Source organism: Myxococcota bacterium, assembly GCA_039030075.1.
Classification (GTDB): Bacteria; Myxococcota_A; UBA9160; order UBA9160; family SMWR01; genus JAHEJV01.
In genome coordinates, this window is the sequence record JBCCEW010000001.1 from 32957 (window position 1) to 48078 (window position 15122).

General features: G+C 70.7%; 8 protein-coding genes. 6 read left to right on the plus strand and 2 right to left on the minus strand.

All coding sequences use genetic code 11. The annotated features are described in order from the left end of the window. The first annotated feature begins 203 nt into the window (after positions 1 to 203). Entirely contained in the window at positions 204 to 1112 is a 909-nt protein-coding gene (lpxC, locus tag AAF430_00140) for a UDP-3-O-acyl-N-acetylglucosamine deacetylase (GenBank protein MEM7408625.1), read from the plus strand. On the opposite strand, the gene AAF430_00145 is transcribed toward lpxC, so the two are convergent. Both AAF430_00145 and AAF430_00150 read right to left on the minus strand, forming a co-directional pair. Beyond that, positions 1092 to 1478, minus strand: coding sequence for a PilZ domain-containing protein (locus AAF430_00145; protein MEM7408626.1), 387 nt, complete (start codon positions 1476 to 1478; stop codon positions 1092 to 1094). The two genes, lpxC and AAF430_00145, sit on opposite strands and share 21 nt — an antisense overlap. Continuing rightward, complete coding sequence (locus AAF430_00150) at positions 1475 to 8656, minus strand: tetratricopeptide repeat protein (GenBank protein MEM7408627.1); 7182 nt, start codon at positions 8654 to 8656, stop codon at positions 1475 to 1477. The genes AAF430_00145 and AAF430_00150 overlap by 4 nt, the downstream gene beginning before the upstream one ends. Positions 8657 to 8837: 181 nt before the next feature. On the opposite strand from AAF430_00150, the gene AAF430_00155 reads away from it, so the two are divergent. From AAF430_00155 to AAF430_00175, 5 genes are all read left to right on the plus strand, one after another. After that, positions 8838 to 11156, plus strand: a complete 2319-nt coding sequence (locus tag AAF430_00155) for an ATP-binding protein (protein ID MEM7408628.1) — start codon at positions 8838 to 8840, stop codon at positions 11154 to 11156. Next, a complete protein-coding gene (locus tag AAF430_00160) occupies positions 11153 to 12505 on the plus strand; it encodes a sigma-54 dependent transcriptional regulator (protein MEM7408629.1) in 1353 nt (450 codons plus the stop codon). The genes AAF430_00155 and AAF430_00160 overlap by 4 nt, the downstream gene beginning before the upstream one ends. Further along, complete coding sequence (locus tag AAF430_00165) at positions 12498 to 13310, plus strand: dihydroorotate dehydrogenase electron transfer subunit (GenBank protein ID MEM7408630.1); 813 nt, start codon at positions 12498 to 12500, stop codon at positions 13308 to 13310. Before AAF430_00160 ends, AAF430_00165 begins: the two co-directional genes overlap by 8 nt. Further along, entirely contained in the window at positions 13307 to 14230 is a 924-nt protein-coding gene (locus AAF430_00170) for a dihydroorotate dehydrogenase (GenBank protein ID MEM7408631.1), read from the plus strand. Before AAF430_00165 ends, AAF430_00170 begins: the two co-directional genes overlap by 4 nt. A gap of 339 nt (positions 14231 to 14569) precedes the next feature. Beyond that, entirely contained in the window at positions 14570 to 15109 is a 540-nt protein-coding gene (locus tag AAF430_00175) for a ribosome maturation factor RimP (GenBank protein MEM7408632.1), read from the plus strand. Positions 15110 to 15122 lie beyond the last annotated feature (13 nt).

Sequence of the window (15122 nt, forward strand, 5' to 3'; positions counted from 1 at the left end):
TGACACGCCCGTCACGAAACGATCGGTTCGCCCCCGGGGGTGAATCGTGGGGAATGTCCTTCGAGAGAGGGCCAAGCGCCCGGTAAATCGAGGGAAATCGCCTCGTGGCGATCTGGAAGAGATCCGGCACGGGGATTGCTTCAAGGACTCCCGCCGGCAGCGCTCCCACCCCTGGAGACGCAGCCGGCAGAGGGGGAGACGGCTTGTTTCAGCGGACGATCGCAGAGAAGGTGTCCTGCACGGGCGTGGGCCTGCACAGCGGTGCGCCCACCCAGCTGACCCTGCATCCGGCGCGGGCGAACACCGGCGTGGTGTTCGTGCGGACGGACCTCGGGGAGCCGGTCGAGATTCCGGCCCGCTCGAGCGAGGTGGTCTCCACGGCTCTGGCCACGACCCTCGGACGCGACGGCGCCACGATCGCGACGGTCGAGCACCTGCTCGCGGCACTCTGTGGCCTGCGCGTCGACAACGTTCGCATCGAGATCGATGGGCCCGAGATCCCCGTCATGGACGGCAGCTCGGCTCCCTTCGTCTACCTGATTCGCTCCGCCGGCATCTTCGATCAGCGCGTGCCGCGCCGCATGCTCAAGGTGCGCCGCAAGATCGAGGTCGTGGACGGCGATCGCCGCATCAGCATCGAGCCGGCTCGGGACTTCCGCGTGTCGTACATGGTCGACTTCGATCATCCGGCGATCCGCACCCAGCACCTCGAGCTGGGGCCGCTCACGCCCGAGCGCTTCGAGCGCGAGATTTCGGCCGCACGCACCTTCGGCTTCCTGCGCGAAGTGCAGGCGATGTGGGACGCGGGTCTGGCCCGCGGTGGCTCGCTCGACAACACCATCGTCCTCGACGACGAGAAGGTGGTGAACCCGGAAGGCACGCGTTGGGACGACGAGTTCGTGCGCCACAAGGTGCTCGACCTCTGCGGCGATCTCTCGCTGCTCGGTCTCGGCGTGCGCGGTCACGTCCGCGCCGAGCGCGGTGGCCACATGATGCACCAGCGTCTGGTGACGGCGATCCTCGAGACGCCGGATGCCTGGACGGTGGTGGAGGCCGGTTCGCGCCGGAAGGGCTTCGACCTCACCCGCTGGTCAGGCCTGGCGCGCTCCTGATACCAGCGACTCGCGTCGCTGTTGCGCCCATTCTTCGAGCAGGGTGGCGAGCTCCGTGCGCGCGACCTTGTCCACGAACTCGATGCCGATCCCGGCCGAGGCGTCCTGAGTCGACGGGCTCGAACCCCAGGCGACCCGCGCGTCGAGTTCGAGCAGGCGGTCGTCCCCGGGCATCCGGAACCGCACGCCCATCAGCGTGCCGCGCGGCAATCGCCGGTCGGTCGCGACGAAGAGTCCGCCCGCACCCAGCGTGGTGGCGACCGCTTCGATCACCTCGCCCGGCATCTCGAGTCGGACGTCCACCCGCACCGTCAGGCGCGGATAGCGGCGCCGGACCCGCGGTCTCGGGTTGCGACGGAAGCTCACAGGCGACCCAGCCAATCGTCGACGACCCGCCGGACGAAGGCGCGCGCGACGGCGTCGTCCTCGACCCGCGGCGCCAGGTGCGTCTCGCCTTCGAGGTCGGCCGTGTCGTATTCCTCGGCGGCGAGGGCCACGATCGCCGTGCGCAGGGTCGTGGTCTCGCGGCGCAGCGCCTCGGCCGCGGCGAGTGCTCGCAGCTCGATGTGCCACTCCGCGAAATCGACCCCGGCGAAGTCCTGCGGCGATGCGTTCTCGCCGAGCAGTCGGCGGAGCTTGCGGCGCCGGCGCTTGCCGAGCGCCCCGGACAACGCGTTCACCAGCTGACCGTCGCCCCGCACGTGCTCGGGCTCGAGGGCCAGCGCGACGACCAGGCGCATCGCCTCGCCGACTTCCTGGCTCGAGCGGGTGAGTAGCGCCGGGGCCGAGAGTTCTCCCTGGACCTCGAGCATTCGGTTGCGGAAGGCCGCCGCCGGATCGCCCGGGCTCGAGGGCGCCGCCGGGCGCGCGGCGCCGAGCGCGGTCGAGATCTCGGGAGCCGCTTCGACGGCGAGCTGACGCAGGATCTCGAAGCGCCGATCGCGCAGACGCGGTTCGCGTGACACGAAGGGCGCCGCTCCCTGCGCGGCTTCCTCTCCCTCGTAGGCCGAGGCAACACCGAGCGCGCGCTGGATGCCGACACCGGTGGCGACCAGCGACGGGTCGCTGCGACCGCGTGCGATGCGTAGCGCGACGCGCAGACAGCCGGCGTGCGTAGGCTCCACCGAGAGCACGCGACGGTGGTGCTCGAGGGCCTCCTCCCAGTCGCCGGGCCGATGGCTCAGCAACTCGGCCAGTGCGGCGCGGGCTTCGAGCCGGTCCGGCGCGAGCTCGATGGCGCGGCGGTAGCTCAGCACGGCGCCGGCCAGGTCTTCGAGCGGGCCGGCCCGCAGGCGACCGAGCTGTTCGTAGACATCCGCCAGCGCGGCGCTGTCGTCGCCCGGGTGGCGTTCGGCGAAGGCGGCGAGCGCCGCGGCGGCTTCGCGCCACTCCCCGAAGCCACGCAGCAGGCGGGCCTGGGCGAGGATGGCTTCCGTGCAGTGCGGATCGTTCTCCGCGGCAACCCCGTAGGCCTCGGCGGCTTCGCGCCGCGCGCCCTGCTCTTCGAGCGCGCGTCCCTGGATCCAGGCGAGGGCCCCGAAGTCGGCGGGATCGGAGACCTCGGAAGCGGCGCGATCGGAAGACTCCACGGCTTCCGCGAGGCGACCCGCGTCGAGCTGGAGCTGGGCCAGCGATCGCCAGGCGATCGCGAGGCTCGCGTCGGCCTGGACCACCGAACGCAGTCGTCGCTCGGCGCTGTCTTCGCGACCGGGCTGGCGGAGTTCCCACTCGGCGGCGCGCAGCAGGCGCTGGGCCTTGTCTGCGGGTTGATCCGCGGCTCCGGCCCAGCGTTCGATGGCGGCGATGCCCTCGTCGACCCGATCCAGGGCTTCGAGGACACGGACGCTGCCCTCCAGCGCGTCGGGCTGGTTGGCGTTCTCGCGGAGCGCCGCTTCGTACTGGCCGAGTGCCGCGTCGGGCTCGCCGGCCACTTCGAGCGAGCGCCCGAGCAGCTGGTGGTGTCGGGCGCGCTGGGGATAGGGCTCGGGCGCCTCGAGTCGGCGGGTGAGCATGTCGCGCGCACCGAGGTGATCGCCGAGTGCCGAGAGGGCTTCTCCGTAAGCGCCCACCGTGGCCAGATCCTCGGGATCGAACTCGAGTGCCTTCGTGTACAGCGCTGCCGCGGCCGACGCGCGGCCCTGCCGCATCGCGGCTTCCGCGCCCGCGCGCGCGACGATCGCGCGCTCCTCGGTGCACAGGCTGTCTGCGGTCGGGCTGCCGAGGGCGTCCTCGGCGGCGCGCTCGGCTTCTTCGTCGTGCCCGAGTTCGCCGGCCAGGCAAGCGCGTGCTGCCTGGGCCAGCGCGTGGTCCGGGCTGCGTCGCGTCGCTTCCCGAACGAGTCGCAGACCGGCCGGCGCGTCTTCGCCCGACAGGTGCTCGGCGGCTTCGAGCAGACGCTCGGCCGCGTCGCCGTCGGGCAGATGGTCTGCGGCGCGGCACAGGGCGTCGGCGCTGCCGGCGGCATCACCATGGCCCGCCCGGAGGCGCGCTGCTGCGTCCCAGGCCTTCGGGAGACTCGGGTCTGCGCCCACGGACTGCTCGATGCGCGCGAGCGCGCGCTCCTGGGATCCCAGCTCTTCGAGGGCGAGGGCGAGTCGCAGGTGGTCGGCGCCGGTCGCACGGGCTTCCGGGTGGTCGCACCAGCGCTCGAAGCTGTCGACGAAGGCCTCGACGTCGCCGACCTGCTCGTGGAGCGTGGCGAGATCGAGGAGACGCGGGGCCTCGAGCGGTTCGATCTCGGCCGCGCGGCGCAGCGCGGTGCGCGCGCGCTCCGGGTCGTCGCAGCGATCGCGCGCGAGCTCGGCGGTGTGGAGCCAGATCTCGCGACGCCGATGCGGGTTGGCGTCGCCGAGCACTTCCACTTCGCTCTCGTAGAGATCGAGGGCGCCGCGCCAGTCTTCCATGGCTTCGAGCAGGCGCTCGAGGGCGCGTAGCGCCGCGAAGTCCGAAGCGTCGGCCTCCAGCGCGGCGGCGTAGCAGCGGCTCGCCTTCGTCGTGGCCTGCAGCCGGTGCCAGTAGAGGTCGCCGAGTGCGTGATACAGGCGACCGCGATCGCCCCCCTCGGTTTCGTCGGCGTTGATCTCGCGCTCCAACGCCGACGCGACGTCGTCCCAACGGCCGAGGCGCTCCGCCGTGCGGCGCATGCCGCGCAGGGCGTCCAGCTGATGGGCATCGATCGACAACACCTGGCGGTAGGCTTCGAGGGCCGCGCCGGTTCGACGCAGGGTCTCCTCGCGCAGCTCGGCGAGCTCGAGCCAATCCGCGGCGTCGCCACCCACCCGCTCCAGACGTCGGACCAGGCAGCGCTCGAGTTCCACGTCGTCGCCACCCTGGCGCAACAGGCCCAGATAGGCGCGCTCGAGCTGGTCGCGGGCTTCGGTGCCGAGCAGGCTCTCGTCGCCGGCGTCGAGCAGTGCCCGCAGGTGCAGCATGGCGGCGTCGGCTCGCCCGAGCTGCTTGTCGTACGCGATCGCGAGCGCGCGCCGGATCTCGCGGCGGCGATCGTCGAACACCGGTTCGTCACCGAGCGCCGCGAGCTCCTGCTCCGCGTATCGCGCCCAGTTGGCGACGCGGCCCACGCGCTGCTCGGCGTCGGCGAGCGCGCGCAGGATCTCGATGCGCTGGGCGCCGCCCGCCGGCACCTGCTCGAGAGCGCGCTGCCAGTGGCGGGTCGCGGCATCCTGGTCGCCCAGGGACTCGGCGTAGAGTTTCGCGAGCTCGCAGTGGAGTTCGGTGTCGGGCGTGCCGAGGCCGGCGAGGGTTTCGAGCGTCCGTGCCCGTTCGGCATGAAGGCCGAGCTCGGCTTCGAGCGACTCGCGGATCCGCAGCGCCTCGGCGTCACGCCCGGCTTCGCCCAGTGCGGCGAGTGCGCGTCCCGCCGCGCCCGTCTCGCGGAGCAGGCGCGCACGTTCGAGGTGCAGGCGTCGCGCGCGACCTTCGTCGTTCACCAGCGCGGCTTCGGCTTCGAGGGCACGGATCAGCGCTTCGCGATCGCCGCTCTCGCGGTGTGCGAGCGAGATCCGCGACACGACGTCCGGGTCCTGCGGTCGTTCGAGACGCAGGCGCTCGAGCCACGGCAGCGCAGCCGCAGGCGAGATGCGGTCCCAGGCGATGTTCGCGGCCTGTTCGACCTTCGTCGCGCGCTCCTCGGGAGCTGCTGCTCGGATCTGGATCGCCCAGCAATCGAGCCATTCTTCCCAGCGCGCTTCGCGTTCCAGCAGTGCGCAGAGTTCGCCGCGCACGGCGGTCTGGCCGGGGTCGGCCGACAGCGCGGCGCGGTAGCGCTCGATGCCTTCGTCGGCGCGCTCGAGCGGGCCGGCCAGCAGTCGCGCGCTCTGCACCTCTGCTTCCGCGCGCTCCTGGGGTGTGCGGGCGCGGGCCACCCATTCCTCGATCAGGGCCAGCTGCTCGGCCGGGCGCCCGAGCGAAGAGGCGAGGCCGCGCGCGGCCGCGTAGGCGTCGGCGTGGCGCGGGGCGAGCTCGAGGATGCGGCGCGCGTGCACCAGGGCGTCGGCGGGACGCGACTCGCGCAGCAACTCGATCAGTTCGAGTCGCACGGGAACCTCGGCAGTGCCGGCCAGATGCCGCAGCTCTGACTCGAGCAGCTCGGTGAGCGGTTCGGTGCGACCGAGCGCGCGATGCAGGGCGCGCAGCGAGGCCTCGACCGCGCGATCGCCGGGGCGCTCGGTCAGCGCGCGGCGGTAGGCGTCGGCCGCGGCCGAGCGCTCTTCGCGGGCGAGGTGCGCGTCGCCGAGGCGCACCAGCCAGTTGGCGCGCTCGAGCGGCTGTTCGCTCGCATCGGCGGCGTCGCGGCAGAGCTCGACGAGATCCTGGGTGTACTCCGCGCGCAGGTAGGCCGCGGCGAGCGGCTCGGTCACGACCGGGTCGTGACCCACCTCGGCCAGCGCGACTTCCAGAGCAGAAATGGCGCCTTCGAGGTCGTCGAGGCGCGAGTCGCGCACGTGCGCGATCTGGAGCTGCAGTGCCGTTCGACGGTGGATCGCCTGGGGATCCTCGAGGTCGGTGCCGAGGGCGGCGAGCCGACCCTCGAGCAGGCGCACCATCTCCTCGTAGCGCGACTCCTCCTCGTAGAGGTCGAGCAGGTACTGACCCGCGACGCTGTGTCCGGGTTCGAGTTCGAGGATCTGGCGGTACTGCTCGTGAGCGTCTTCGGCGCGATCGAGTCGCTGCAGGTAGACCTCGGCGAGTCGCCCGCGCAGTCCGAGTTCGCGCTCGGTGTCGACACCGGTGGCGAGCTCGGCTTCGAGTGCGCGTGCCCAGTCTTCGACGCGTCCTTCCTGCTCGTAGCGTCCGGACAGGATCTGCCAGACGTCGGCGCGGTTCGCGTCGAGGGCGACGACCCGCTCCCAGTGGGCGACTTCGCCCGAGCGGTCGGCGAGTCGATCGGCGCACAGGCGGGCCAAGCGTTCGTGGAGCCCGATGTCCTCGCTCGCGTCCCGACCGAGCCGTCGCTGGAGCAGGGATCGCAGGTCCGACCACTCCTCGAAGCGCTCGAGCAGGGCCTCGGCACGCTCGCTGGCCGGCGCGCGCAGGGAGGCGACGTCGGTCTCGCGCACCAGCCGGTCGAAGATCGGCAGCGCGTCCCGCGGAGCCTCGAGGCGCTCCTCGAGCAGGACGGCGCGTTCGAAGAGCAAACGGTCGCGTTCGTCGTCGGAGCCGATGCGCTCTGCCTGTTCCGCGAGGAAGTTCGCCAGCGCCTCGGGCTGGTCGGCCGCGCGCAGCGCCGCCTCGAGCCCCTGACAGGCTGCGTCGGAACCGGGCTCGCGCTCCAGTACCTGGCGATACAGGGCGGCCGCTTCGTCGAAGCGCTGCAGTCGCTCGCTCAGCAGCTCGGCACGACGCAGGTCGAGCGCGATGCTGGCGTCGGCGGGCAGCGCGCGGGCGCGCGCGGCGAACCGCTCGACGACTTCTTCGTAGCGCTGCTGGTCTTCGAGCAGGGCATCCAGCTGGTCGCGCACCGGCTCGTGGGTCGCGTCCTCGCGCTCGGCGCGCTGCAGGACGTGGATCGCACGCGATGCGTCGCCGCGCTCCCGGTGGACCTGGGCGAGCTCCGAGAGCGTCTCGACCCGGGCGGTTCCTTCCTGCTGATCGCAGAGCTGGGTCAGGGCGTCGGTGAGGGCCTCGGTGCGATCCAGACTGCGCAGGGCGCGGACCCGCCCCTCGAGGCTCGCGAGGTCGGTCGGTGCCAACGCGAGGACCCGGGCGAAGGTGCGCTCGGCGTCGGCCGTGCGCGACTGGGCCTCGTAGCGCGAAGCGAGCGCACGCCGGTTCTCGATCTGGTCTTCCGGCGGCAACAGGGCATCGAGGGCTTCGAGCGTCGCGATCTGATCGTCTTCGTGGCCCGACGCTTCCTGGAGCTCCGCCAGCAAGCGCAGCGGCGCGGCGGCTTCGGGAGCCGCGCGGCGCCAACGCTGGACCCAGGGGATCGCAGCCTCCGGGGTGCCGCGTTCGCGCTGCAGGCGTTCGATCTCGCGCACCAGCGAACCCAGGCGCTCACGGTCGGGGGTCACCTGCGCTTCGCGCTCGTAGGCGGCGAGGGCGGCTTCGAGACCGCCCGCATCCGTGGCGTCGCCGCCGCTGCTGTCGCTGCCCTTCGCGTGGAGTCGCGCCAGGGTCTCGGTGAGTCCGGGCGTGTTCGGGTCGATCGAGTGGGCGCGCTCGTAGGCGTCGAGGGCGGCATCGCGATCGAAGAGTCGGTTCTCGTGCAGCGCGCCCAGCTCGGTGAGGATCTGCGCGCGAATCTCGTTGTCGTGGGTGGCGAGTGCGGCGCGTCGCTCGAGGGCGTCGGCGAGCTCCGGGTGGCGACCGAGCTGCCCGAGCAGGTCGAGCAGCGCGTCGAGGACGTTCTCGTTCTCCGGGTCGCGCCGCGCCGCGCGCTCGAGGTGGGGCAGGGCGGCCTGGGTGTTCCCCTGCTCCATCTGCAACGATGCGGCTTCCATCAGGAGGTCGACGTCGGCGGTCTCCGGTGCGACGCGAATCGCCTCTTCGAGGCGGTCGAGCAGGCGGTTCGGGTCTTCCTGGTGACGCTCGAGGTCGACGAGCGCACGGTGGAGACGGACGTCGCCCGGGGCCTCTTCGAGGCCACGCAGGATCCAGCCGCGGGCGCTGGCCGGATTGCTGAGGCGCTCGCCCTCGAGGCGTGCCAGCTCGAGCGCGATCTCCACCCGGGGCGCCCCGGGCTCGGCGATCTCGAAGTGCCGCGCGCGCAGCAGCGACAGCAGCACCCAGTCGTCGGAGGCGACCGCCTGGGCCGCCAGCGAGGTCAGGGCGTCGGGCTGGTAGGGGTCGTTGACCAGCGCGCGACGCCGCAAGGCCGTCGCCCGCTCCGGCTGCCCGAGTTGGTTCTCGAGCAAATCCGCTTGTTTGACGAGGGCTTTGGCCGACTCCTTGCCGGTCGAGGCCGCGGCGGTGCGCGCCCACTCCTCGGCCTGCTGGGCCGCGTCCGAGGTGGCGAAGGGTTCCTGGGAGATGCTCTCCCGCTTTTCCCGAGCCGTTTCGTTCCGATCGTCCGTCGAGAGCGCCAAGTGCCCGCCTCCAAACCGAAAAGCGTTGCCGTACGCATCGGCTTGCAGGGCCCTCGGCTTGACGTGGATCGACGCTGGTGGGAACGGCAATTCATGATCCGTTTCGGTAACTTACAGCGGCACCTCCGGGCGCCCTGCCGATCTGTCCCGCGGGCCGGCGCCCGCATCGCGAGAAACCGCCTTGTCCGAAGACGCGCCGCGCGATCCGAGTTCGAGCGCCCCGGTTCCGTCCGGCGGACGGCCGCGCTTGCCCGTGGCCGAACGACGGCGTCGCGTCCGCGAGTTCTGGATCGCGCTGATCCTGATCGCGGCGGTGGTTGCCCTGTTGCTCTTGCCTCCGATCACCGGTGTCACACAGGGCGTCGGCGACAGCGGTCTGTTCCTCTTCCTCAACGCGATCACGGTCATCCTGATCCTGATCTTCGGGTTCCTGGTCACCCGCAACTTCTGGAAGCTGGTCGGCGAGCGTCGCCGGGGGATTCTCGGCAGCCACCTCAACCTCAAGTTCGTGGCGGCCTTCGTGCTCATCGCGTTGGTCACGACCTCGGGGCTCTTCGCCGTCTCCGCGTTCTTCATCACCCAATCGATCGATCGTTGGTTCAGTGTGCAGGTCGATCGCGCCCTCGAGGAGAGCGGTGAGGTCGCGGAGAGTTTCTACGAGTCGACCGCGCAGAACGCGCTCTTCTACGGCGCACGCATCGCCGAGCACATCACGACCGAGCGCTTGATGCGCGAAGAAGGGCTCTCGGATCTCGAAGCCCTCGTGAAGGTGAAGCAGCGCGAGTACAACCTCGGCGTCGTCGAGGTGTTCAGTGCCACCGGCGAAGAACTCGTGTCGGGCATCAATCCGGACATTCCGGCGGCGGCGTTCTCGCGTCCCGACAGCGACCTGGTGCAGGCCGCCATCGACGGCGGCGCCAACTGGCGTGTCGACGAGGTCGGCAGCGGCGACGTCGTGCGAGGCGCCGTTCCGATTCCGTCGTCGTTCCGCGAGGGCGAGGCCGTCGGCGCGGTCGTGGTGAACGTGCTCATCCCGTTCTCCCAGGCGCGCAAGGTGGCGAGCATCCGCTCCACCCTCGACGAGTATCGACGCCTGCAGCCGACGGCCGGCCATATCCGCGGCGCCTACCTCCTCGAGCTGCTGTTGGCGTTCAGCGTCGTCTTGATGCTCGCACTGTGGATGGGGTTCCGGCTCGCGAAGGGCGTGACCGGACCGATCCGCGCTCTCGCCGAGGGCACGGCCGAGGTGGCGAAGGGCAACCTCGACGTGTCGGTGCAGGCGTCGAGCGATGACGAGATCGGCTTCCTGGTGCGCTCCTTCAACCAGATGATCGGTGACCTCCGATCGGCTCGCAGCGGTCTCGAGCGTTCGGCCACCGAGCTCGAGCGCCGGCGCCGTTACATGGAGATCGTGCTGGGCACCGTCGGTGCCGGCGTGGTCTCGGTGGACGCCGAGGGGCGGGTCAGCACCATCAACCCGTCGGCCCAGCGCTTCCTCGGCATTCCAGCCGGCACCGGTCTCCTGGGCCAGAAGCTCTCGGAGGTCGCAAACCGACCCGAGTTGATCGAAGTCATCGAAGAGTTGACCGGCGTGCTGCGCCCGGGCGTGCGCGAGAGCATTCGCCGCCAGGTGCAGGTGCCCCTCGACGACGACGTGGCGACGCTCTTCGTCACGTTGACCGTGATGCAGGACGAGGTTGGCGACCGGTTGGGAACCGTGGTGGTCTTCGACGACTACACCCAGCTCGTGAAGGTCCAGCGGATGGCCGCCTGGCGCGAGGTCGCCCGCCGCATCGCGCACGAGATCAAGAACCCGCTGACGCCGATCCAGCTCTCGGCCCAACGCTTGCGGCGCCGCTTCCACGATCGGTTCGCCGAGCGCACCGAAGACGAGAAGGTGTTCGACGAGTGCGTGGAGGCGATCACCACTCAGGTGGACACGCTGAAGGTGCTCGTCGACGAGTTCCAGAACTTTGCGCGGCTCCCGGCGGCGCAGCTCCAGCCCGACGACCTGAACCGGATCGTCTCCGAGGCCATCGCCAGCTACGCGGGCACCGACGACGTGCTCTTCGAGACCGAGCTCGAGGCGGGGCTGCCCGCCCTCGAGATCGACCGCGAACAGATGCGCCGCGCGCTGACGAACCTGATCGACAACGCGGTGGCCGCGGTGCGACGGCGCATCGCCGTCGAGGGCGACGCGCCGGCCGGCCACGTCCGAGTGAAGAGTGCCTTCGATCCCCAGCTCCAGAGCGTGCGGATCGAGGTGGCCGACGACGGCATCGGGATCCCCCAGCAGGATCGTCGCCGGGTCTTCGAGCCCTACTACTCCACGAAGGATCGCGGCACCGGTCTCGGGCTCGCGATCGTGTCGCGCATCATCGCCGATCATCACGGCTACATTCGGGTCCAACCGAATGAACCGACGGGGGCGCGCTTCGTGATCGAACTGCCGGTTCCGCGTGTCGAGATCGACCGGCAGCGCGCAGGGGGGGCGCGTTGAGCCGGATCCTGATCGTCGACGACGAAGAAGGCATTCGGCAGTCGCTGGCAGGGATCCTCTCGGACGAGGGGTTCGCCACCACCGCCGTGTGCGACGGTGAAGAGGCGATCGCGTCGATGGCGAGCGACGGGATCCCGGATCTCGTCCTGCTCGACATTGCGATGCCGGGTCGCGACGGCGTGGAGATCCTCGTAGAGCTTCGCGACCGCTGGCCCGCGCTGCCGGTGGTGATGATGAGCGGCCACGGCACCGTCGAGACCGCGGTGCGCACCACGAAGCACGGCGCCTATGACTTCATCGAGAAGCCCCTCTCCCTCGAGAAGGTGCTGCTCACGGTCGAGCACGCGCTCGAACACTCGCGGCTCGAACGCGAGAACCGGGAGCTGCGCGCCGAGACTCTGCGCGCCCACGAGATCCTCGGCAACTCGCCCGAGGTGGCGGCGCTCGTGGCGCAGATCGAGGTGGCGGCGCCCAGCAACGGCTGGGTGCTGATCACCGGTGAGAACGGCACAGGGAAGGAGCTCGTCGCGCGACAGATCCACGCGCGCAGCAAGCGTGCAGAGGCGCCCTTCGTCGAGGTGAACTGCGCGGCGATCCCCGAGGAGCTGATCGAGTCCGAACTCTTCGGCCACGAAAAGGGCGCGTTCACCGGCGCGGTCGGCCAGAAGATCGGCAAGTTCGAGCTCGCCCACGGCGGCACGATCTTCCTCGACGAGATCGCCGACATGAGCCTGATGACGCAGGCGAAGGTGCTCCGCATCCTGCAGGAACAGAACTTCTCGCGCGTCGGTGGCACCGAGACGCACGACGTCGACGTGCGGGTGATCGCCGCGACGAACAAGGACCTCGTCGCAGAGATCGAGAAGGACCGGTTTCGAGAGGACCTCTACTACCGCCTGAACGTGATCCCCTTCCGCGTCCCGGCCCTGCGCGAGCGCAGCGGCGACATCCCGATCCTGGCCCGCGAGTTCGCGAAGGAGTTCAGCGCGGAGGCCGGGCTCAAGACGAAGAAGGTGACGGCGAAGGCGATGAAGCTCTTGCAGGCCTATGGCTGGCCGGGCAACGTCCGCGAGCTGCGCAACATGATGGAGCGTCTCGTGATCATGACCCCGAAGGCCAGCATCGACGCCGACGATCTCCCGGAAGCGGTGCGCCTCGGACCGTCGGAGGACGGCGCCGCACTCGCGACCCTCGACGAGGCGAAGCGCAGCTTCGAGCGCGAGTTCCTGATGGCCCGGCTCGCCGAGCACGGCTGGAACATCTCGCGCACGGCCGAGGCGATCGGGCTCGCGCGCGAGAGCCTCTCGCGGAAGATCAAGTCGTTCGGGATCGAGGTGGAGCGTGGCTGAGCCGACGCGTCCGACGCCGCTGCGCGCGCTCGCGACCGTGACCGCCCTGGAGCACGAGGGCGGGACGAACCATCGGCTGCGTCTCGACGTCCCGGGCTGGCCCGGTTCCGAGCCCGGACAGTTCGCGATGCTCTCCCCGGGTGAGGTGGGCGGCACCTTGCGACGCGACCCGCTGCTGCCCCGCCCGATGGCGGTCTACCGGGAGGCGGGCAGCGAGGTGGAGATCCTCTTCAAGGTGCACGGCCGAGGAACCGCGCTCCTCGCCGAGCTGCGGCCGAAGGCCCAGGTGCGGATCGTTGGGCCGCTCGGTCGGGGCTTCGCCGATCCGGCGCCGGGCCAGCGTGCCGTCCTCGTGGCCGGCGGCACCGGCATCGCCTCGGTGTACACGCTCGCCCAGCGGCTGCGCGACCGGGGCATCGGCGTGCGGGTCTGCCTCGGCGCGCGCAGTGCCGACGACCTGATGGGCGACGCCGACTTCGAGGCGCTGGGAGTCCCGGTCGCGATCGCCACCGAGGACGGCTCGCGCGGCCACCGCGGTCGCGTGACCGAGTTGCTGGCGCCCGAGCTCGAGGATCCCACGGTGTGCGTCTATGCCTGCGGACCGACCCCGATGATGGCGGCCGCGCATACGCTCGCGGCCGAAGCCGGGCGCGATTGCTGGGTGTCCCTCGAGAACCCGATGGCCTGCGGTTTCGGCGTGTGTCTCGGCTGCGCGGCGCCGCTGCGCGAAGGCGGGTTCGCGCTGGTCTGCCGCGACGGCCCGGTGTTTCGCGGCGCCGACGTCGCCTGGGCGGGTCTGCCGTGAGCGTGGACACCCGCGTCGACCTGGGCGGCATGCAGCTGCGCAACCCGGTGCTGACCGCGTCGGGTACCTTCGGCTACGGCACCGAGTTCGCGCCGTTCCTCGATCTGACGCGGCTCGGCGGCTTCGTGGCGAAGAGTCTGACCCTCGAACCGCGCTTCGGGAACCCACCGGTGCGGATCGCCGAAGCCCCGGCAGGCATGCTCAACGCGATCTCACTGGAGAACGTCGGCGTCGATGCGTTCATCCAGGAGAAGCTGCCCGCCTTGCCCGAAGGGGTCGCGGTCGTCGCGAGTCTCTTCGAGACCGAGATCGATCGCTACGCCGAGGTGGCGAAGCGCCTGACCGGCGCACCCAAGGTGGTGGGGCTCGAGGTGAACGCGTCCTGCCCGCACGTGAAGAGTGGGGGCATCGAGTTCGGTCAGAACCCGGCGGTCCTGCGGGAGCTGGTGGCGGCCGTGCGGCAGGCGACGGATCTGCCCCTGCTGGTGAAGCTCTCACCGAACGTCACCAGCATCGCAGAGATGGCGCGGGTCTGTGAGGGCGAGGGGGCCGACGGCCTGTCCCTGATCAACTCGGTCCAGGCCCTCGAGGTCGACCCCGAGACCCGGCGACCCCTGCTCTCGAACGTGCTCGGCGGGCTCTCCGGGCCGGCGATCCGACCGATCGCCTTGCGGATGGTCTATCAGGCGAGCCGGGCCGTCTCGATCCCCATCTGTGGCATGGGGGGGATCGCCTCCGCGGAGGACGCAGTGAAGTTCCTCCTGTGTGGGGCCACGGCCGTCCAGGTCGGGACCCTGAACTACCTGGAGCCATCGTTGGCCGGTGAGATTGCCGATGGCCTGGTGGTCTACGCCGAGCGCCATGGTTTCGCGCGCCTCGCGGACCTTACCGGCGCACTGGAGCTCCCCGAGGGGAAGTAGGAACCCCGCGCTCCGTCCCGGACCCGGGCGCTTGATTGCGTCGGCAGGGGTCTTTGATAAATTTCGCGGGCTTACAAAACGGAGTCGCATCCGTGGCCGGGGTTTCCCGAGGCGCGTCGCGGGCCCGTCGACATCTTCCTGGTGTCGGTCGGGTGCCGAGATGGGCGCAGGGAGCCGAGGCGCGGGTGCTCGAGGGGGAGACGACTCCCGCTGACGCGTCGCGCGATCCATCGATCGAGAGCGGGCGTTGCGGAGGGAGCGGGCCTCACCAGGAAGTGGGCGCTCCGTCCGCTTTTCTTTTTTTGGGGCCCGAACCGGGCAGACAGACCTTGCAAAACCGTGTATCGCGACATCCCGCCGGAGCTGCGTGCGCTGATCGAGCCGATCGTCGAGTCGAACGGCTTCGAACTCGTGGACGTGACGCTGCGGCGCGGCCGGCCGCCGTGGTTGCTGCGCATCATCATCGACACACCGAGTGGCGATGGGCGCGTACCGGTGGACCGCTGTGCCGAGGTGTCGCGCGAGGTGGAGACACACCTGGACGCCGAGGACGCGATCGAGCGCAGCTATCGCTTGGAGCTGTCCTCACCGGGGCTCGACCGGGTGTTGGCCCGCGAGAAGGACTTCGCCGCTGCCAAGGGGGCGGAGGTCTCACTGGAAACGCGGCGACCGCTGGACGGCCGGCGCCGCTTTCGGGGTCGCTTGTTGGACTTCGACGGAGCGCGGGCCAGCATCGAAGTGGATGGCGAGACCTTCGCCGTGCCCTTCGAGGAAGTGGCGCGCGCGCAGCAGATCTACGACGTCACCGCCGCGGATTTCGCACCGACGACGGGCGAGGGCCCGCCGCGCGCTGGCAAGCGCCGCGGCGCGAAGACGTGATCCTGCAGACGGC